The sequence below is a fragment of the Streptomyces sp. CRCS-T-1 genome (assembly GCF_024442335.1).
GTDB classification, from domain to species: Bacteria; Actinomycetota; Actinomycetes; order Streptomycetales; family Streptomycetaceae; genus Streptomyces; species Streptomyces koelreuteriae.
The window spans coordinates 1,256,522-1,274,218 of the sequence record NZ_CP101651.1 but is presented as its reverse complement, the minus strand read 5'-3'; the positions used below and the strand labels follow the sequence as shown (position 1 = coordinate 1,274,218).

The 17,697-nt window shown below is 70.7% G+C and carries 15 protein-coding genes; 5 read left to right on the top strand and 10 right to left on the bottom strand.

Going from position 1 to position 17,697, the window contains the following annotated elements; translation table 11 throughout:
• Window positions 1-116: 116 nt before the first annotated feature.
• Window positions 117-2,162, bottom strand: coding sequence for a SpoIIE family protein phosphatase (locus tag NNW99_RS05675; RefSeq protein WP_215117596.1), 2,046 nt, complete (start codon window positions 2,160-2,162; stop codon window positions 117-119).
• Window positions 2,163-2,323: 161 nt separating this feature from the next.
• On the opposite strand from NNW99_RS05675, the gene NNW99_RS05670 reads away from it, so the two are divergent.
• Window positions 2,324-3,154: an alpha/beta fold hydrolase gene (locus NNW99_RS05670; protein WP_215117595.1), complete on the top strand. Its 831-nt coding sequence runs from the start codon at window positions 2,324-2,326 to the stop codon at window positions 3,152-3,154.
• 205 nt (window positions 3,155-3,359) lie between these two features.
• Window positions 3,360-7,256: a glycoside hydrolase family 2 TIM barrel-domain containing protein gene (locus tag NNW99_RS05665; protein WP_215117594.1), complete on the top strand. Its 3,897-nt coding sequence runs from the start codon at window positions 3,360-3,362 to the stop codon at window positions 7,254-7,256.
• Window positions 7,257-7,283: 27 nt separating this feature from the next.
• Here the strand turns inward: NNW99_RS05665 and NNW99_RS05660 are convergent, their stop codons facing one another.
• Window positions 7,284-7,646: a metalloregulator ArsR/SmtB family transcription factor gene (locus tag NNW99_RS05660; RefSeq protein WP_189726259.1), complete on the bottom strand. Its 363-nt coding sequence runs from the start codon at window positions 7,644-7,646 to the stop codon at window positions 7,284-7,286.
• A gap of 131 nt (window positions 7,647-7,777) precedes the next feature.
• On the opposite strand from NNW99_RS05660, the gene NNW99_RS05655 reads away from it, so the two are divergent.
• Both NNW99_RS05655 and NNW99_RS05650 read left to right on the top strand, forming a co-directional pair.
• On the top strand, window positions 7,778-9,247 hold the full coding sequence (locus NNW99_RS05655; protein WP_215117593.1) for an AlkA N-terminal domain-containing protein: 1,470 nt from the start codon (window positions 7,778-7,780) through the stop codon (window positions 9,245-9,247).
• 9 nt (window positions 9,248-9,256) lie between these two features.
• Window positions 9,257-9,739 (top strand): methylated-DNA--[protein]-cysteine S-methyltransferase, encoded by a 483-nt coding sequence (locus NNW99_RS05650; RefSeq protein WP_215117592.1) that lies wholly within the window; start codon window positions 9,257-9,259, stop codon window positions 9,737-9,739.
• On the opposite strand, the gene NNW99_RS05645 is transcribed toward NNW99_RS05650, so the two are convergent.
• The 4 genes from NNW99_RS05645 to NNW99_RS05630 form a co-directional block, all read right to left on the bottom strand.
• Complete coding sequence (locus NNW99_RS05645; protein ID WP_215117591.1) at window positions 9,736-10,467, bottom strand: Sir2 family NAD-dependent protein deacetylase; 732 nt, start codon at window positions 10,465-10,467, stop codon at window positions 9,736-9,738. The two genes, NNW99_RS05650 and NNW99_RS05645, sit on opposite strands and share 4 nt — an antisense overlap.
• Before the next feature lie 65 nt (window positions 10,468-10,532).
• Window positions 10,533-11,027 carry an NUDIX hydrolase gene (locus NNW99_RS05640; protein ID WP_215117590.1) on the bottom strand — a complete coding sequence of 165 codons (495 nt, stop codon included), beginning with the start codon at window positions 11,025-11,027 and terminating at the stop codon, window positions 10,533-10,535.
• Window positions 11,028-11,055: 28 nt separating this feature from the next.
• Window positions 11,056-11,571 (bottom strand): hypothetical protein, encoded by a 516-nt coding sequence (locus tag NNW99_RS05635; protein ID WP_215117589.1) that lies wholly within the window; start codon window positions 11,569-11,571, stop codon window positions 11,056-11,058.
• Window positions 11,572-11,858: 287 nt separating this feature from the next.
• Complete coding sequence (locus NNW99_RS05630) at window positions 11,859-12,929, bottom strand: ADP-ribosylglycohydrolase family protein (protein ID WP_215117588.1); 1,071 nt, start codon at window positions 12,927-12,929, stop codon at window positions 11,859-11,861.
• A 201-nt stretch (window positions 12,930-13,130) separates the two neighbouring features.
• Between NNW99_RS05630 and NNW99_RS05625 the strand changes: the two genes are divergently transcribed.
• On the top strand, window positions 13,131-14,249 hold the full coding sequence (locus NNW99_RS05625) for a glycerate kinase (RefSeq protein ID WP_215124165.1): 1,119 nt from the start codon (window positions 13,131-13,133) through the stop codon (window positions 14,247-14,249).
• Between the two features lie 57 nt (window positions 14,250-14,306).
• Here the strand turns inward: NNW99_RS05625 and pssA are convergent, their stop codons facing one another.
• The 4 genes from pssA to NNW99_RS05605 all read right to left on the bottom strand — a co-directional run bounded on the left by pssA (window position 14,307) and on the right by NNW99_RS05605 (window position 17,692).
• The gene (gene pssA / locus NNW99_RS05620) at window positions 14,307-15,086 is read right to left on the bottom strand and encodes a CDP-diacylglycerol--serine O-phosphatidyltransferase (protein ID WP_215124164.1); all 780 of its coding nucleotides are present in this window, start codon (window positions 15,084-15,086) and stop codon (window positions 14,307-14,309) included.
• A gap of 58 nt (window positions 15,087-15,144) precedes the next feature.
• Window positions 15,145-15,801 carry a phosphatidylserine decarboxylase gene (locus NNW99_RS05615; protein WP_215117587.1) on the bottom strand — a complete coding sequence of 219 codons (657 nt, stop codon included), beginning with the start codon at window positions 15,799-15,801 and terminating at the stop codon, window positions 15,145-15,147.
• Window positions 15,802-15,971: 170 nt separating this feature from the next.
• Complete coding sequence (locus NNW99_RS05610; protein ID WP_215117586.1) at window positions 15,972-17,177, bottom strand: acyl-CoA dehydrogenase family protein; 1,206 nt, start codon at window positions 17,175-17,177, stop codon at window positions 15,972-15,974.
• A 2-nt stretch (window positions 17,178-17,179) separates the two neighbouring features.
• Window positions 17,180-17,692 (bottom strand): MaoC family dehydratase, encoded by a 513-nt coding sequence (locus tag NNW99_RS05605; protein ID WP_215117585.1) that lies wholly within the window; start codon window positions 17,690-17,692, stop codon window positions 17,180-17,182.
• Window positions 17,693-17,697: the final 5 nt, after the last annotated feature.

Sequence of the window (17,697 nt, the reverse complement as noted above, 5' to 3'; positions counted from 1 at the left end):
CTCAGCGCCCCGGGCGGGGGCGGAGCCGGTGGCCCGGATCAGATGTAGAAGACGTAACTCACACAAACATGCTAACAGTTGCCGCCGCTCAGGCCAGGGAATTAAAGCCCGAGCGCTCAGAGGCGCGTGCGCACCAGCAGCAGCGCCACATCGTCGTCGGGCTCCGGGCTCAGCGCGCTGAGAAGGCTGTCGCTGGTCCGCTGCAGATTGGGCCCCGCGTTGCGCAGCAGGTGGGTCAGCGTGCTGAGCCCGGTGTCGATCGGCTCCCCGCGGTTCTCGACCAGCCCGTCCGTGTACAGGGCGAGCAGCGAGCCCGGCGGAAGCTCCACCTCCACGGTGCCGAACTCCACGCCCCCGACCCCGAGCGGTACACCGCCGGGCACGTCGACGAGCTTCGCGCTGCCGTCCGCTCCGGCGAGCACGGGCGGCAGATGACCGGCGCTGGACAGGGAACAGGTGCCGCGCCGCAGGTCGCACACCGCGTACACGCACGTGGCGATCGCGTCGCCGAGCGAACCGGCGATGTCGTCCAGGTGCCGCAGCAGCTCCGCGGGCGGCAGATCCAGCCGGGCCAGCGCCCGCGTCGCCGTGCTGAGCTGCCCCATGATCGCCGCGGCCTGGACGCCCTTGCCCATGACGTCCCCCACCACGAGCGCGGTGCGCCCCGGGCCCAGCGGCAGTACGTCGTACCAGTCGCCGCCGACCTCGCTGAGGGCCGGACGGTAGCGGGCGGCGATGTCGAGCCCCTCCTGCTCGGCGGGCGCGGCGGGAAGCAGGCTGCGCTGGAGGGTCAGGGCGGTGCCGCGCTCGCGTCCGTAGAGGCGCGCGTTGTCGATGCAGATGGCGGCGCGCGCTGCGAGTTCCGAGGCGAGCACCCGGTCCCGGTCGTCGAAGGGGCGCTCGTCGACCGTGCGGTAGAGGGTGAGCGTGCCGAGCACCTTGCCCCGGGCCATCAGCGGCACCGCCAGATAGGAGTGCGCTCCGGCGTCGTGCAGGGTCTTGGCGGCCCGCGCGTCCCGGGCGATCCGCCGCATCATCTTCGTGTCCACGCGCTCGACCAGGACGGGGCGGGCGCTGCGGACGCACTGCGTGATGATCCGTGACGAACCGTAGGTGGCGAGTTCACCGACCGGGTCGGCGGCGTGGATGGCGTCGGTGGGGTACCCGGCGGCGACGGCCAGCGCCCGGAACTCGGCCGGGGCGCCGCCCGACACCGGCGCGATGGTGCCGTGGGCCACGACGGACTCCAGCACGTCCACGGCGGCCAGGTCGGCGAGCTGCGACACCACCACGTCGGCCAGTTCCCGGGCGGTCTGCTGGAGGTCCAGCGTGGTGCCGATCCGCACCCCGGCGTCGGCGATCACCGACAGATGCCGGCGGGCCTGGGCGACCTCGGCCGCGGCCTGCTGGCGCTCGGTGACGTCCAGGACGGCCATCGCGAGGCCCAGCACCCGCCCCTCGCTGTCCTCGATGCGGTGGTACGACTCCGAGTAGGCGCGATCCTGGACGTCCGCCGCCGTACGGCCGATGGTCTGCTGGTCGAGCAGGGGTCTGCCGGTCTCCAGGACATGCCGCATCCGGCCCTCGATGGCCTCCACGTCCAGGTCCGGCAGCACCTCGCCGACCCGGCGCCCCAGCACGGCCTCCTCGGGCACGCCGTTCATCCGCTCCAGCGCGGGATTGACCCCGACCCAGCGCAGGTCGTTGTCGAAGACGGCGATGCCGAGCGGGGTCTGGTTGACGAGGCTGTGCGAGAGCGCGAGGTCCCGCTCCACGATCCGTACGGTCGTCGCGTCGGTGGCGAGACCCAGCAGATGGGGCTGCCCCTCGGGGTCGAGGAGTCGCATCGTACGGAACTCCACGGCCCGGTCCGTGCCGTCCTTGTGCCGCAGCGGGAAGACACCGGCCCAGCGGGCCCCCGAGCTGACCTGGGCGAACAGTTCCCTGCCCCGGGCCCGGTTCTCGGGGGCGACCAGGAGTGTGTCGGCGCGCTGGTGCAGGGCCTCCGCCGGGGTGTAGCCGAGCAGCTGCTCGATCTCGGGGCTCCACAGGGCGATGTGCCCGCCCGCGTCCAGGACCACGGCCGCGACCTTCAGCAGGTCCAGCAGCCCGCCGGGCGCGGCCGTGACGGAGTCGCGATCCGAGGTCGCATACCCGTTCATTCGAGCCGCTCCTTTCGGCGCGGCAAAAGGTCCGGCCAAGATCCGTTGCACAGGCAGTCCGATGAGGTCACAGTACGGTCGGTGAAGCGACACTGTCGCGCCGAAATGACAAAAAATCGAGGGTCGGTACAGAGTTCGGTCCGCGGAGAGGGAGCGCCGTCATGGGTGACTGGTCGTTGCGGGAGAGTCTGGAGACGGCGTCGGGCACCGTCCGCTGGGACCGGCTCGGGGATCCGGCCGGTGAGCCGGTCGTGCTGCTGCACGGGACGCCCTTCTCGTCGTACGTATGGCACGAGATCGCTCCGGCTCTCGCGGCCGCCGGCCACCTCGTGCACGTGTGGGACATGGCGGGCTACGGCGCCTCCGGCATGTACCCGGACCAGGACGTCTCGCTGGGCGCCCAGGGCGAGATCTTCACCGGGCTGCTGGAGCACTGGGGCCTTCGGGAGCCGTCCGTCGTCGCGCACGACTTCGGCGGCTGCGTGGCCCTGCGCGCCCATCTGCTGCACGGCGCCCGCTACCGGCGGCTCGCGCTGGTCGACCCGGTGGCACTGGAACCCTGGGGTTCCCCCTTCTTCCGGCTGGTCGCGGAGCACAGCCACGTCTTCGAGCAGTTGCCCGCGCCGCTGCACGAGGCCCTGGTGCGGGAGTACGTGACGTCCGCGAGCCGTCCCGGTCTGCGTCCCGAAGCACTCGACGCGCTGGTCGGGCCGTGGACGGGGGAGCGGGGCCAGGGTGCCTTCTACCGCCAGATCGCGCAGGCCGACCAGCGCTACACCGACGAGATCCAGCCGCTGTACCCCACGATCGATCTGCCCGTCACGGTGTGCTGGGGCACCGAGGACACCTGGATCCCCTTCGCCAAGGGACAGGAACTGGCCGGCCTGATCCCCGGCGCCCGGCTGGTGCCCGTCCCGGAGGCCGGTCACCTCGTCCCGCTGGACGCGCCCGCCCTGCTCACCAGCGCGTTGCTCGCCTTCCTCACGAGCTGAACCATCAGGACCGCACAAAGTCCGACGGGGTCATTGATTCGATTGTGTGCGAGTCCTAGGGTGTGCCCTGCTCAGCAGTTGCTCCGTCACCGTCAGTTGACACGCATCCCAACAGAAACACCCATCAAGGATGTGCAGTTGAGGATCGCGTCTGACGCGCCCTCAGTCCGTGCAGCACCCTGTCGAACCGAGGAAGGCCACGGTCATGCCGCACCCGCACCCGCTCCCGTCTCCCGCCGACCGCCCCGTAGTCAGCCGCCGCCGTCTGCTCGAAGGGGGCGCCGCCGTGCTCGGCGCGCTCGCCCTCTCGGCGTCGCCCACCGCAGCGCACGCGGCCGGCCGGCGCCCGGCGGCGGACGGCCCTCCGGAGTGGAACGACGGACTGAGCGTGTACCGGGTGGGCACCGAGCCACCGCACACCACGCTCATGCCGTACGCGGACCTCGGGCAGGCGCTGGACGCCGACCGCACGCGCTCCCCGTACCGGCAGAGCCTCGACGGCAAGTGGAAGTTCGCCTACGCCGACCGGCCCGACGACCGGGACACCGACTTCTACCGCACCGACGTCGACGACTCCGGCTGGGACACCATCCCCGTGCCCTCGGCCTGGCAGTTGCACGGCTACGACTTCCCGATCTACATCAACATCACCTACCCCTGGTGGGGCCCCAACGGCGGCGGCGAGGACGCCCAGCCGCCGGCCGCCCCGACCCGCTACAACCCCGTCGGCCAGTACCGCCGTACGTTCACGGTTCCCAAGAACTGGTCGGGCCGGCGCACCTTCCTGCACTTCGAGGGCGTCAAGTCCGCCCACTACGTGTGGATCAACGGCGAGCTGGCGGGCTACCACGAGGACTCCTACACCTCCGCCGAGTACGACATCACCCCCCACCTCAAGCCGGGCACCAACCAGATCGCCGTCGAGGTCTACCGCTACTCCGACGCCGAGTGGCTGGAGGACCAGGACATGATCCGGCTGAGCGGCATCTTCCGCTCGGTCCACCTGTACTCCACGCCCTCCGTGCACCTGCGCGACTTCAAACTGGACACCCCGCTCGGCGACGACTACGCCTCCGCCGAGCTCAAGGTCACCGCGCACGTCCGCGACTACGGCGGCGAGGGCGCGGGCCGCTACACCGTCGAGACCCAGCTCTACGACGCGCGCGGCCACGCCGTCTGGTCCCGGCCGCTCCAGCAGCCCGTCGACGTCCCGGCCGGGGACGAGGCCACCGCCGAGGCGTCCAGAGCCGTCCCCTCGCCGAAGCTCTGGTCGGCCGAGCACCCGAACCTCTACACCGCCGTGCTGCGGCTGCGCGACCCGGCCGGCAAGGTCGTCGAGACGCTCTCGCACCGGGTCGGCTTCCGCGAGTTCGCGCTCAAGGACGGCCTGATGCGCATCAACGGCAAGCCGGTGTCCTTCCGTGGCACCAACCGGCACGAGATGCACCCGGTCACCGGTTCGGCGCTCACCCGCGCGCAGATGATCGAGGACATCGAGATCATCAAGCGCCTCAACATCAACAGCGTCCGCACCTCGCACTATCCCAACAGCCCGCTGTGGCTGGAGCTCGCCGACGAGTACGGCCTCTACCTCGTGGACGAGACCAACCTCGAAACCCACGGCATCCGCGACAAGTTCCCCGGCAGCGGCCACCCCGAGTGGACCGAGGCGTGCGTGGTCCGCGCCCAGAACATGGTCCACCGCGACAAGAACCACGCCTCGGTGGTCATCTGGTCCCTCGGCAACGAGGCGGGCGGCGGCACCACCTTCAACGCCATGTACGACTGGATCCGCGGCTACGACCCCACCCGCGTCATCCAGTACGAGGGCGACGACCGCCCCGGCATCAGCGACATCCGCTCCGAGATGTACGACAGCCCGCAGCGGGTCGAGCAGCGCGCCAAGGACACGAACGACAAACGGCCGTACGTGATGGTCGAGTACTCCCACGGCATGGGGAACTCCAACGGCAACTTCAAGAAGTACTGGGACATCGTCCGCCGCTACGACGTCCTCCAGGGCGGCTGGATCTGGGACTTCGTCGACCAGGCCCTGCGCTGGCCCACCCCCACCCGCAAGCTGCTCACCGAGTCCGGCCCGGGCGCCCTGCGCGGCGAGGTCATCGCGTCCGCCGGCACCTTCGACCGGGCCAAGGGCGTCTCCGGCGGCACCGTCTTCCCTCGCGACGCCCGCCTCGACCTCACCGGCTCCCTCACGCTGGAGGCCTGGGTCACCCCGCGCGTGACCGGCTTCCACCAGCCCATCATCGCCAAGGGCGACACCCAGTACGCCCTCAAACAGTCCGACAGGACACTGGAGTTCTTCATCCACGGCGGCGGCCAGTGGGTCACCGCGAGCTGGGCACTGCCCGACGACTGGACGGGCAAGGAGCACCACATCGCCGGTGTCTTCGACGCGGACGCGGGGACGCTCACCCTGTACGTCGACGGCTCGGTGCGCGGCACCCGCATGACCACCCGGCGCCCCGGCGACAACACGGCCTCCCTGGCGCTCGCCACCGACGTCGACAACCCGACCCGGGAGTTCAGCGGCACCATCCGGCGCGCCCGTGTGTACGCCCGCCCGCTGAGCGCGGCGGAGCTGGCCTCGGACGACCGCGGCCCAGGCGACGAGGGCGTACGGTTCTGGTTCGACGCCGCCACCGCCGGACTCACCGAGAAGCGCCCGCGCGACAAGACCTTCTACGCCTACGGCGGCGACTGGGGCGACAACCCCAACGACGGCGCCTTCTCCGGCGACGGCATCGTCACCGCCGACCGCGGCCACACGGGCAAGTCCGCCGAGGTCAAGCAGATCTACCAGGCGATCAACGCCTCGCAGGCGTCGGGCGGCCCCGGCGCCGTCAAGCTCACCAACGAGTATCTCTTCACCAACCTTCGCGATTTCGACGGCCGTTGGTCCCTCGTCGCCGACGGCAAGGTCGTCCAGCGCGGCCGGCTGACCCGCGACCAACTCGATGTGGCGCCGCTGACCAGCAAGGACATCAAGGTGCCGGTGCGGCTGCCCGCCAAGCCCGAACCGGGCACGGAGTACTTCCTCCAGCTCTCCTTCACCACCAAGGAGCCCGCCAAGTGGGCCAAAGCAGGCTTCGAGGTGGCCAAGCAGCAACTGGCCCTCGACGCGGGCAGCCCCGCGGTGAAACCGGCGCCGTTCGGCAGCGTGCCCACCCTGGGCCACACGGACGGGGACAAGACCCTCTCGGTCAAGGGCAAGAACTTCTCGGTCACGTTCGACAAGAGCACCGGCACCATCACGTCGTACGAGGCCGCCGGCACGCGCCTCATCACCTCCGGCCCCGTCCCGAACTTCTGGCGGGCGCCCACCGACAACGACCGGGGCAACGGCCATCACACCCGCAACCAGACCTGGCGCGACGCCGGAGCGAAGCGAAAGGTGACGGACGTACGGGTGCGGCCCCTGGGCGACCGGGCCGTCGAGGTCACGGTCACCGGCACGCTGCCCACCGGCACCGAGTCCACGTACTCCACCACCTACACGGTCTTCGGCAACGGCGAGATCAAGGTCGACAACACCCTGCACCCGGGCGCGGCGAACCTGCCGTACATCCCCGAGGTCGGCACCCTGCTGTTCCTGCCGCGCCGCCTCGACCGGCTGCACTACTACGGCCGCGGCCCCGAGGAGAACATGTGGGACCGCAACAACAGCACCGATGTGGGCCTGTACTCCGGCACCGTCTCCGGGCAGTGGACGTCCTATCTGCGCCCCCAGGAGAACGGCAACAAGACCGACGTCCGCTGGGCCGCGCTGACGGACGGCTCCGGACGCGGACTGCTCGTCTCCGCCGAGCCGCTGCTCGAGGTCAACGCCTCACGCTTCACCCCGGAGGACCTGTCGGTCGGCGCCCGCCACGACTACCAGCTCACCCCGAGGGACGCGGTGGTCCTGCGGATCAACCACCGCCAGATGGGCGTGGGCGGTGACAACAGCTGGGGCGCGCACACCCACGACGAGTTCAAGCTGCTCGCGGGCCGCGACTACGCGTTCACCTACCGGCTGCGTCCGCTGACGCGCGTGAGCGAGGCGATGGAGGCCGCACGCCGTCCTACGGCGGCCGAATAGCACGAACGGAGGGACAGCGGCGCCGCCTCAGTCGGCGGTGTCGCTGATCCCCAGCCGCAGATGCTCCACGTGGTACACGGCCTGGTCGAGCAGCTCGGCGACATGGTGATCGTGCAGCGCGTACACCACCGAACGGCCCTGTCGCTCGCCCACCACCAGGCCCAGATTGCGCAGCAGCCGCAGCTGGTGCGAGCAGGCCGACTGCTCCATGCCGACCTCCGCCGCCAACTCGGTGGCGGGCAGCGGGCCTTCCCGCAGCCGCGCGAGGATCAGCAGCCGGGAGGGCGTGGACAGGGCCTGGAGCGTGGTGGCCACCTTCGCGACGTTGTCCGCGTCCAGGCGTACCCGCTCGCCGGCGTCCTGCGCGGTGGTGACGGCTCCATGACCCATGACGTCATCGTACCGGGCACACACGAACACATGAATGAATCTTCATCTGTCCCGGTCCAGGCAGGTCGATGTCGGATTCTCGCCAGACCCGCCCGCTCGTGGTGACCGATGCTGGACGTATGCAGATGGGGATGCACACCGACACCGAGCGCTGCCTGCGCGCCGTCCGGTCCAAGGACGCGCGCTTCGACGGCTGGTTCTTCACGGCCGTCCTGACGACCGGCATCTACTGCCGTCCGAGCTGCCCGGTCGTGCCGCCCAAGCCGGAGAACATGGTCTTCCATCCGAGCGCGGCGGCCTGTCAGCAGGCCGGGTTCCGGGCCTGCAAGCGCTGCCGGCCCGACACCAGCCCCGGCTCCCCGGAGTGGAACCAGCGCGCCGACCTGGTGGCCCGCGCCATGCGGCTGATCGCCGACGGCGTCGTGGACCGCGAGGGCGTGCCGGGCCTCGCCGGCCGGCTCGGCTACAGCACCCGGCAGGTCGAGCGCCAGCTGCTCGCCGAACTGGGCGCGGGACCTCTCGCGCTCGCCCGGGCCCAGCGTGCCCAGACGGCCCGGCTGCTCATCGAGACGACGAGCCTGCCGATGGCACAGCTCGCCTTCGCCGCCGGCTTCGCCTCGATCCGCACCTTCAACGACACCGTCCGCGAGGTCTTCGCCCTGTCCCCGTCCGAGCTGCGCACCCGCGCCCCGAAGCGGCAGGGCGCGAGCACGCCCGGCGCGCTCGCCCTGCGGTTGCCGTTCCGGACCCCGCTCAACCCCGACAACCTCTTCGGCCACCTCGCCGCGACGGCCGTACCCGGGGTGGAGGAGTGGCGCGACGGCTCCTACCGCCGCACCCTGCGCCTCCCGTACGGCCACGGCATCGTCGCCCTCACCCCCACCCCCGACCACATCGCCTGCCGCCTCACCCTCAGTGACCTGCGCGATCTGACCGTCGCCATCAGCCGCTGCCGCCGCCTGCTCGACCTGGACGCCGACCCGGTCGCGATCGACGACCAGCTGCGCACCGACCCGGTCCTCGCGCCGCTGGTCGACAAGGCACCCGGCCGGCGTGTCCCGCGCACGGTGGACGAGGCCGAGTTCGCCGTCCGGGCCGTGCTCGGCCAGCAGGTCTCCACCGCCGCCGCCCGCACCCACGCGGCCCGCCTGGTCACCGCGCACGGCGAACCGGTCGACGACCCCGAGGGCGGCCTCACCCACCTCTTCCCGGCCCCCGAGGCCCTCGCGGCCCTGGACCCCGAGTCACTGGCGATGCCGCGCAGCCGCCGCACCACCTTCACCACCCTGGTCCGCCAGCTCGCCGACGGCGAACTCCACCTGGGAGTGGAGAGCGACTGGCCGCGCAGCCGCGCCCAGCTCCTCGCCCTGCCCGGCTTGGGCCCCTGGACGGCCGACGTCATCGCCATGCGCGCCCTCGGCGACCCGGACGCCTTCCTCCCCACCGACCTCGGCATCCGCCGCGCCGCCCGCGAACTCGGCCTGCCCTCCACGCCCGCCGCGCTCACCGCACGGGCTGCGGCCTGGCGCCCGTGGCGGGCCTACGCCGTCCAGTACCTCTGGGCGACGGACAGCCACCCGATCAACTTCCTTCCGGTATAAGGATGTTCGATGAAGCACCACACCGTGACCGACAGTCCCTACGGCCCCCTCACCCTCGTCGCCGACGACGGAGTGCTGTGCGGCCTCTACATGACCGACCAGCGCCACCGCCCGCCGGAGGAGACCTTCGGCCCGCGCGACGACACCCTGTTCGCGGAGGCGGAGGAACAACTCGAGGCGTACTTCGCGGGCGACCTCAAGGAGTTCACCGTCGAACTCCGCCTGACGGGCACCCCGTTCCAGCGCACCGTCTGGGAGCAACTGAGCCGCATCCCCTACGGCGAGACCCGCACCTACGGCCAACTCGCCGCCACCCTCGGCACCCCCACCGCCTCCCGCGCGGTCGGCCTCGCCAACGGCCGCAACCCCGTCGGCATCATCGTCCCCTGCCACCGCGTCGTCGGCGCCAACGGCAGCCTCACGGGCTACGGCGGCGGCCTGGACCGCAAGCGCAGGCTGCTGGAGTTCGAGAGCGGGGCCGCGCTGTTCTAGGCGGCGTCGCCGAGGCTCCGCAGCAGTTCGGGCAGGGCCGTTCCGATGGGTTCCCGTACGAGCTCGTCGGCGCGCTCGTCGTACGGTGTCGGCTCGGCGTTGACGATGATCAGACGGGCGCCGTGGTCGGCGGCGACACCCGCGAGGCCGGCGGCGGGCTGGACCTTCAGGCTCGTGCCGACGGCGACGAAGACCTCGCAGGCCTTGCTGATGGCGGCCGCCTCGCCGAGGACGACGGGGTCGAGCCGCTCGCCGAACATCACCGTCGCGGACTTCAGGACACCGCCGCACTCCAGACACGGCGGATCGTCCTCACCGGCCTCGACCCGGGCGAGGGCGTCCCGCATCGGGCCGCGGGCGTGGCAGCCGGTGCAGACGAAACTCCGTGCCGTGCCGTGCAGTTCGAGGACCTTGCGGGCGGGCATCCCGGCGAGCTGGTGCAGCCCGTCCACGTTCTGCGTGATCACCCGCACCGGTACCCCCGACCCCTCCAGGTCGGCGATGGCCCGATGGGCGGCGTTGGGCTCGGCCTGCAGCGTGCGGTTCTTGCGCCGCATCTGCCACGACCGCCGCCGGATCTCCGGGTCGCCCATGTAGTACTCGTACGTCACGAGCTTCTCGGCCTCCGGGTCCCGCCGCCACAGCCCGTTCGGCCCGCGGTAGTCCGGGATCCCGGAGTCGGTGCTGATACCGGCCCCGGTGAGGAGCGCGACGAGGGGCTTGGCCATGAGCCGAGGGTAGGACGCCGGGCCGTTCGGGGCGAACGGATATCCGAGGGACGCGCCGAGCCCGGTCAGCCGACCCGGTGGCCGTTCTCCAGCTCCGCCGTGCCCGAGCCGTCCGCCAGGACGTCCAGGGCGGTGAGGACACGGCGGCCGAGGGCGCCCGGGAGGTAGTCGGTCAGTTCCTCGCGGGGTACGAGCCGCCAGGACAGCAGCTCCTCCTCCTGGAGGCGGATCGCCTTGAAGGCGTCCTCGCCGAGCACCCCGCCGTCGTACAGATACGCCACCAGCGGCGGACGCCCCGGGCCGTGCACCCAGTCCACCGCCAGCAGCCGGCCGAGTTCACGGTCCAGGCCGATCTCCTCGGCCGTCTCGCGCCGCGCGCCCTGCCGCGGGGTCTCGCCGTCGTCGGACTCGATCGTGCCGCCGGGCAGCGTCCAGCCCTCCCGGTAGTTGGGCTCGACGAGCAGGACCCGGCCCTCGCCGTCCCGGAACAGCGCGGCGGCGCCGGCCAGGACGCGAGGCAGGGACGCGATGTAGGCGGCGAAGTCAGCAGAGGTGGTCATGGGGGCAGGGTAGCCACCGGACGCCGGCTCAGCCGCAGGGGAAGACGTACTCGGACTTGTAGTCGATGTAGAGGCTGCCGGAGGTCGAGCCCATCTTGGCGGTCACCGGGGCGCAGGCGAAGCTGGAGACGCGCACCGGGCCCGCGTACTCGCTGAAGCTGCCCGAGTCCTTGTCGCAGGCCGTGCCGCCCACCTTGCAGACCTGGACGTACATGTACTGCGCCTTGCCGACGTTGTTGTCCAGGATGACGCAGCCCTTGCCGCCGTTCTCGTAGGAGAACAGGGTCGCCAGGCGCTGGGAGGGTTCGGTGCCGAGGGGCAGCGGAACGCCCTTCCGCAGCGTGTAGCCGGTGCCGCAGACGTTGGCCGCGGCCGCGGCGGCCGCCGGGTCGGCCTGTGCGAGAGCCACGGTCCCGGCGTCGGCCTGCGCCGAGAGCGCTACCGAGGGCTGTTCGACGGCGACGGCCTGCGGCGCGGTGAGCACCGCGCCGGTCAGGACGGCCGCGGAGGCGGTGGCACGCAGGGCAGCTCTGAGACGAGACATGACAAGCAGACGCTTTCTGTCAGGCGCGAGGCGTAAGGACGCGGACGGGGTGAGGTGACTGGAAATGATCGACTGGGCCGACGGACAGATCACTTTACGGTCGGGTTTGATCGACATCATCGGGCGATGAGCAAGTGGCCGGAATCAGTCGAAGGGAAGCACTTTCAAGCGGAACGGTCGGCAGCACCCGAAAGCCGTGGCCGATACCGACCCCACGAGCCCCGTTTCCCGAAGCGGAAGAAGGGTCCCGGCTCCGCACCCGCCCGGGAATGGCCGGTTCCCCGCGCTCAGGCCGCCGACTCCGCCAGCCGTAGCGTCCGCTCCGCCAGCTCGCTGATCCGCACCCCGTCGAAGCCGAACACCGCACTGCGGACCGTGTCCTCCAGCGGAGCCTTCCAGTGCTCGGGGATGGCGGCCGCCCCGCCGAACACGCCCGCCACCGAACCCGCGGTCGCGCCGTTGGAGTCGGTGTCCAGACCGCCGCGGACGGTCAGGGTGATGGTGCGCGTGAAGTCGCCGTCGCCGTAGAGCAGCCCGGCGGTGAGGACGGCGGCATTGGGAACGGTGTGGATCCAGCCCATCCCGGCGGTCTCCTCGGCGACCGTGGTCAGCGTGTCCTCCCAGGACATCCGGGTGTCGTGCAGGGATACCACCCGGCGCACCGTGCGGGCCAGCCGGCTGCTCGCCGGGATCACGGTCAGGGCCTGGTCGACGGCGCCGCGCACGGTGGGTTCCGTGAACGCCGCCGAGATCAGCGCCGCCGCCCACATCGCCCCGTAGACCCCGTTGCCGGTGTGCGACAGCACCGCGTCCCGCCGGGCCAGCGAGGCGGCCCGCCGCGGCAGGCCCGGGCTGGTCCAGCCGTAGATGTCGGCCCTGATCAGCGCCCCGATCCACTCCTGGTACGGATTGTCGTACGTCGCCGTCAGCGGCGGCTTGAGCCCGTCGGCCAGATTGCGGTACGCGGCCCGTTCGGCGGTGAACGTCTGGAGATACGGCAGCCGCAGCAGCCACAGGTCGCCGACCTGCTCGGTGCTGAAGCCGAAGCCGTGGGTCTCCAGCAGGTCGAGGCCGAGGATCGCGTAGTCGACGTCGTCGTCACGGCAGCTTCCGTGGATCCGGCCGCGCACACACTGGCGCCACTCGGGCCGCAGCGCGGTCTCGTCGTCGCCGATGGGCTCGGGCAGATAGTCGGTCAGGGGAAGGGCGGCGGCCTGCCGGAGGTAGCGATCGATGCGGTCCCGTGTCCAGACCTCGCCCTGTTCGACCGGTTTGCCGAGCATGTTTCCCGCGATGCGGCCCAGCCAGCCGCCGTGGATGCGGTCGGCGAGCGCTGCTTCGGTGTCGACGAGGGTCATGGTTACGGTCTACCCGTTTCCGCGGGGTCGCCCGAGGCCGCGGGGCCGCCGGTCCAGGAGTCGGGCAGATGCTGACGGCCGGGGCGTCCTCCGGTTAAGGTCACAGCGGCGCGACTGGCCCTGACGTGCGTGAGGGCCCGGAGAGCAAGGGGAGTGCAAGTGGCGGACGCTGCAGTGAGCGGTACCCGATCGACGCAGCGGGTGCTCGTCGCCGCGGACAAGTTCAAGGGGTCGCTGACGGCCGTGGAGGTCGCCGAGCGGGTGACGGCCGGGCTGCGCCGGGCCGTGCCGCACCTCGAGGTCGAGGCGCTGCCCGTGGCCGACGGCGGCGACGGCACCGTGGCCGCGGCGGTCGCGGCCGGGTTCGAGCGCCGGGAGGTACGGGTCGCCGGCCCCCTCGGGGGTGAGGTGACGGCGGCGTTCGCGCTGCGCGAGGACACCGCGGTCGTGGAGATGGCCGAGGCGAGCGGACTCCAGCGGCTGCCCGCCGGCGTCTTCGCCCCGCTCACGGCCTCCACGTACGGCTCCGGCGAACTGCTGCGGGCCGCCCTGGACGCCGGTGCCCGCCGCATCGTCTTCGGGGTCGGCGGCAGCGCCACCACCGACGGTGGCGCCGGAATGCTGTCCGCCCTGGGCGCCCGGTTCCTGGACGCCGACGGCGAGCCGGTACCGCCGGGCGGCGGCGGCCTCGCCGATCTGGCCACCGCCGATCTGTCGGGCCTCGACCCGCGCCTCACCGAGATCGAACTGGTCCTCGCCAGCGATGTCGACAACCCGCTGACCGGCCCGAAGGGCGCGCCCGCGGTCTACGGCCCGCAGAAGGGCGCCTCCCCGGACGACGTGGCCGCCCTGGACACCGCCCTCGCGCACTTCGCGAAGGTGCTGGAGGGGCCGGTCGGTCCGAAGGCCGCGGAGTACGCCGCCTCGCCCGGCGCGGGCGCGGCCGGCGGCATCGGCTACGGCGCCCTGCTGCTGGGCGCCCGCTTCCGCCCCGGCATCGAGGTGATGCTCGACGTCCTGGGCTTCGCACCCGCGCTGGACCGTGCCGATCTGGTGATCACCGGCGAGGGCTCCCTCGACGAACAGACCCTGCACGGCAAGGCCCCGGCAGGCGTCGCCGCGGCGGCCCGCGCCGCCGGCAAGGACGTCGTGGCGGTCTGCGGCCGCCTCGCCCTCCCCCCGGAGGTCCTGGGCCGCTCCGGCTTCCGCCGCGCCTACCCCCTGACGGACGCCGAGCCGGACGTGGCGAAGTGCATCGCCGAGGCGGGCCCGATCCTGGAACGCGTGGCAGAACGCATCGCCAGGGACTTCCTGAGCTGAAACGGCGAAGGGCCCCGGACCGAATCCCGGTCCGGGGCCCTTCACAAGAGTCAGACGCTACGGAAGCTGCGCCGCCCGCGCCTCGCGCCGGCTGCCGCGGAAGTTGTTCACCCGCCGGGCCGTCGCGAACAGCGGAATCACCGCACCCATGACCAGCTGAAGCGCGCACCCCGTCTGCAGCAGCAGCTGTCCGCTCGGCGCGTCGAACGCCCACGCCGCCAGCAGCCCCATGCTCAGCACGATCCACGACAGCATCGCCACGGCGAGCCGCCCCCGCGGCTTCGGGTACTCGACCCGGCTCACCATGAGCCACGCCGTACCCAGGATCGCCAGCAGCGTCGCCACGAAGGGCAGCTCCAGCAGCACGATCGACACGACCGTCAGGGCACCGAACGGCGACGGCATGCCCTGGAACGTCCCGTCCTTCACGGTGACGCACGAGAACCGCGCAAGCCGCAGCACCACCGCCAGCAGCACCACGATCGCGCCCACCGCCGCGACCCGCTCATGCGCGTCCCGCGCGACCATGCCGTACACGAGCACGAAGTACGCGGGCGCCAAACCGAAGCTGATCAGATCGGAGAGATTGTCCAGCTCCGCGCCCATCGGCGACGACCGCAGCTTGCGGGCGACGAGGCCGTCGAACAGGTCGAAGACCGCCGCGCACAGCATCAGTATCACGGCCGTGGCCGCGCTGTTGCGGGCCATGCCCGCGTCGTCGCCCGTGAGGTGCGGGATCAGGATGCCGGTGGTGGTGAAGTACACCGCCATGAAGCCGCACGTGGCGTTGCCGAGCGTGAGGGTGTCCGCTATCGAGAGGCGAAGAGAGAGAGGCATCTCCTCTTCTTCGTCCACCTCGTCGGCCTCCGGGACCCAGCCGACCTTGGTATCAGGATCAATCACGGTCAATGCGAGTCACCCCAGCCACGGTCTTCTGACCGACCTCGACGTCTACCTCCACGCCCTCGGGCAGGTAGATGTCCACACGCGAACCGAAACGGATCAGGCCGATCCGCTCGCCCTGCTCGACCTTGGTGCCCTGGGGCACGTAGGGAACGATGCGACGGGCGACCGCGCCGGCGATCTGGATCATCTCGATGTCGCCGAGCTCGGTGTCGAAGTGCCACACGACCCGCTCGTTGTTCTCGCTCTCCTTGTTGAAGGCGGGAACGAAGCCACCGGGGATGTGCTCGACCGACGTCACCGTGCCGGCCAGCGGCGCGCGGTTGACGTGCACGTTGAGCGGGCTCATGAAGATCGCGACGCGGGTGCGGCCGTCCTTCCACGGCATGATGCTCTGCACCACACCGTCGGCGGGCGAGATGACCCGGCCCTGCGTGATCTCGCGCTCGGGGTCGCGGAAGAACCACAGCATCCCCGCCGCGAGCGCGGTGGCGGGAACGGCGACGGCCTTGGCGGCGCCGGAGCGCCGGGCACGGGCCAGGCTGAGGGCTGCGGTGGCGACGGTCGGAAGAAGCCACGGCGATGCTCCGCGCGCGAGGCGTACGCCGGCCCGGCTGTCGCGTGGTGCAGAGGTTTGGCTGTGGGGCATGGATGACCTTCGTAGCGGATGAGGCCGCACTCTGACGGGGGACGGCGGCTTTCCGGCGATCGTAGCGGCTCGGGACCGTAACTGGGTAAGCCAGGCAGCCGAGTCGGCGGCTGAAGAGTGCTGACGGGGTGTGATCTTCTTCTCCAAGAAAACACCCCGTATCCGGACATCTAGCCCTGGAATCGATACTCTTCGAGCAGTCGCCGACCGATGATCATTTTCTGGATCTCGGCGGTACCTTCACCGATGAGCAGCATCGGAGCCTCGCGGTAGAGGCGCTCGATCTCGTACTCCTTGGAGAAGCCGTAGCCGCCGTGGATCCGGAAGGCGTCCTCGACGACCTCCTTGCAGTACTCGGAGGCGAGGTACTTCGCCATCCCAGCCTCGAGGTCGTTTCGCTCACCGGAGTCCTTTTTGCGAGCTGCATTCACCATCATCGCATGCGCGGCCTCGACCTTGGTAGCCATCTCGGCCAGCTTGAACTGGATCGCCTGGTGCTGGGCGATCGCCTTTCCGAAGGTGTGACGCTGCTGCGCGTACCGGACGCCCAGTTCGAACGCACGCTGAGCGACGCCGCAGCCACGTGCCGCCACGTTGACGCGCCCGACCTCGACGCCGTCCATCATCTGGTAGAAACCACGGCCGGTGACCCCGCCGAGCACACGATCCGCAGGAATCCGCAGGCCATCCATGATGAGTTCGGTGGTGTCGACACCCTTGTAACCCATCTTGTCGATCTTCCCCGGGATGGTGAGACCGGGGCGGACCTCGCCGAAGCCGGGCTCCTTCTCGACGAGGAAGGTCGTCATCGACTTGTGGGGCGCGGTGCCCTCGGGGTGACCTTCGTCACTTCGGACCAGAACGGCCACCAGCGACGACGTTCCGCCGTTCGTCAGCCACATCTTCTGGCCGTTCAGGACGTACTCCTCGCCGTCCCGCACCGCCTTCGACGTGATCGCCGAGACGTCCGAGCCGAGGGCCGGCTCCGACATCGAGAACGCGCCGCGGATGTCGCCCGCGGCCATCCTCGGCAGGAAATGGTCCTTCTGTTCCTGCGTCCCGTGCTGCTTGAGCATGTACGCCACGATGAAGTGGGTGTTGATGATGCCGGACACCGACATCCACCCGCGGGCGATCTCCTCTACGCACAGCGCGTACGTCAGGAGAGACTCGCCCAGACCCCCGTACTCCTCGGGAATCATCAGGCCGAACAGGCCCAACTCCTTCAGCCCGTCGACGATCTGTTGGGGGTACTCGTCGCGGTGCTCCAGCTCCGTGGCGACCGGGATGATCTCCTTGTCCACGAAGTCCCGGACGGTGGACAGGATCTCCTGCTGGATGTCCGTCAGACCGGCGGTCTGGGCGAGTCGCGCCATGGCTACTTCTCCTGCTCCTTGAGCTCCGGGCGGCCGGGCTGCTCGCCGCCGCGCTCCTTGATGTAGGTCTCGGTCGGCACCATGACCTTGCGGCGGAACACGCAGACCAGCGTGCCGTCCTGCTTGTAGCCCTTGGTCTCGACGTAGACGATCCCGCGGTCGTTCTTCGACTTCGACGGCCACTTGTCGAGCACGGTCGTCTGGCCGTAGAGCGTGTCACCGTGGAAGGTCGGCGCCACGTGCTTGAGCGACTCGATCTCCAGGTTGGCGATGGCCTTGCCGGAGATGTCCGGGACGGACATGCCGAGCAGGAGGGAGTAGATGTAGTTCCCGACCACCACGTTCTTGCCGAAGTCCGTCGTCTTCTCGGCGTAGTTGACGTCCATGTGGAGCGGGTGGTGGTTCATGGTGAGGAGACAGAACAGGTGGTCGTCGTACTCCGTGACCGTCTTTCCCGGCCAGTGCTTGTACGTCGCCCCGACCTCGAACTCCTCGTAGGTGCGTCCGAACTGCATCGCCG

Excerpts from the sequence above, each read along its gene's own strand:
- NNW99_RS05675 (WP_215117596.1), bottom strand. The coding sequence starts at position 2,162 with ATGAACGGGTATGCGACCTCGGATCGCGACTCCGTCACGGCCGCGCCC.
- NNW99_RS05670 (WP_215117595.1), top strand. The coding sequence starts at position 2,324 with ATGGGTGACTGGTCGTTGCGGGAGAGTCTGGAGACGGCGTCGGGCACC.
- NNW99_RS05665 (WP_215117594.1), top strand. The coding sequence starts at position 3,360 with ATGCCGCACCCGCACCCGCTCCCGTCTCCCGCCGACCGCCCCGTAGTC.
- NNW99_RS05660 (WP_189726259.1), bottom strand. The coding sequence starts at position 7,646 with ATGGGTCATGGAGCCGTCACCACCGCGCAGGACGCCGGCGAGCGGGTA.
- NNW99_RS05655 (WP_215117593.1), top strand. The coding sequence starts at position 7,778 with ATGCACACCGACACCGAGCGCTGCCTGCGCGCCGTCCGGTCCAAGGAC.
- NNW99_RS05650 (WP_215117592.1), top strand. The coding sequence starts at position 9,257 with ATGAAGCACCACACCGTGACCGACAGTCCCTACGGCCCCCTCACCCTC.
- NNW99_RS05645 (WP_215117591.1), bottom strand. The coding sequence starts at position 10,467 with ATGGCCAAGCCCCTCGTCGCGCTCCTCACCGGGGCCGGTATCAGCACC.
- NNW99_RS05640 (WP_215117590.1), bottom strand. The coding sequence starts at position 11,027 with ATGACCACCTCTGCTGACTTCGCCGCCTACATCGCGTCCCTGCCTCGC.
- NNW99_RS05635 (WP_215117589.1), bottom strand. The coding sequence starts at position 11,571 with ATGTCTCGTCTCAGAGCTGCCCTGCGTGCCACCGCCTCCGCGGCCGTC.
- NNW99_RS05630 (WP_215117588.1), bottom strand. The coding sequence starts at position 12,929 with ATGACCCTCGTCGACACCGAAGCAGCGCTCGCCGACCGCATCCACGGC.
- pssA (WP_215124164.1), bottom strand. The coding sequence starts at position 15,086 with ATGCCTCTCTCTCTTCGCCTCTCGATAGCGGACACCCTCACGCTCGGC.
- NNW99_RS05615 (WP_215117587.1), bottom strand. The coding sequence starts at position 15,801 with ATGCCCCACAGCCAAACCTCTGCACCACGCGACAGCCGGGCCGGCGTA.
- NNW99_RS05610 (WP_215117586.1), bottom strand. The coding sequence starts at position 17,177 with ATGGCGCGACTCGCCCAGACCGCCGGTCTGACGGACATCCAGCAGGAG.
- NNW99_RS05605 (WP_215117585.1), bottom strand. The coding sequence starts at position 17,692 with ATGCAGTTCGGACGCACCTACGAGGAGTTCGAGGTCGGGGCGACGTAC.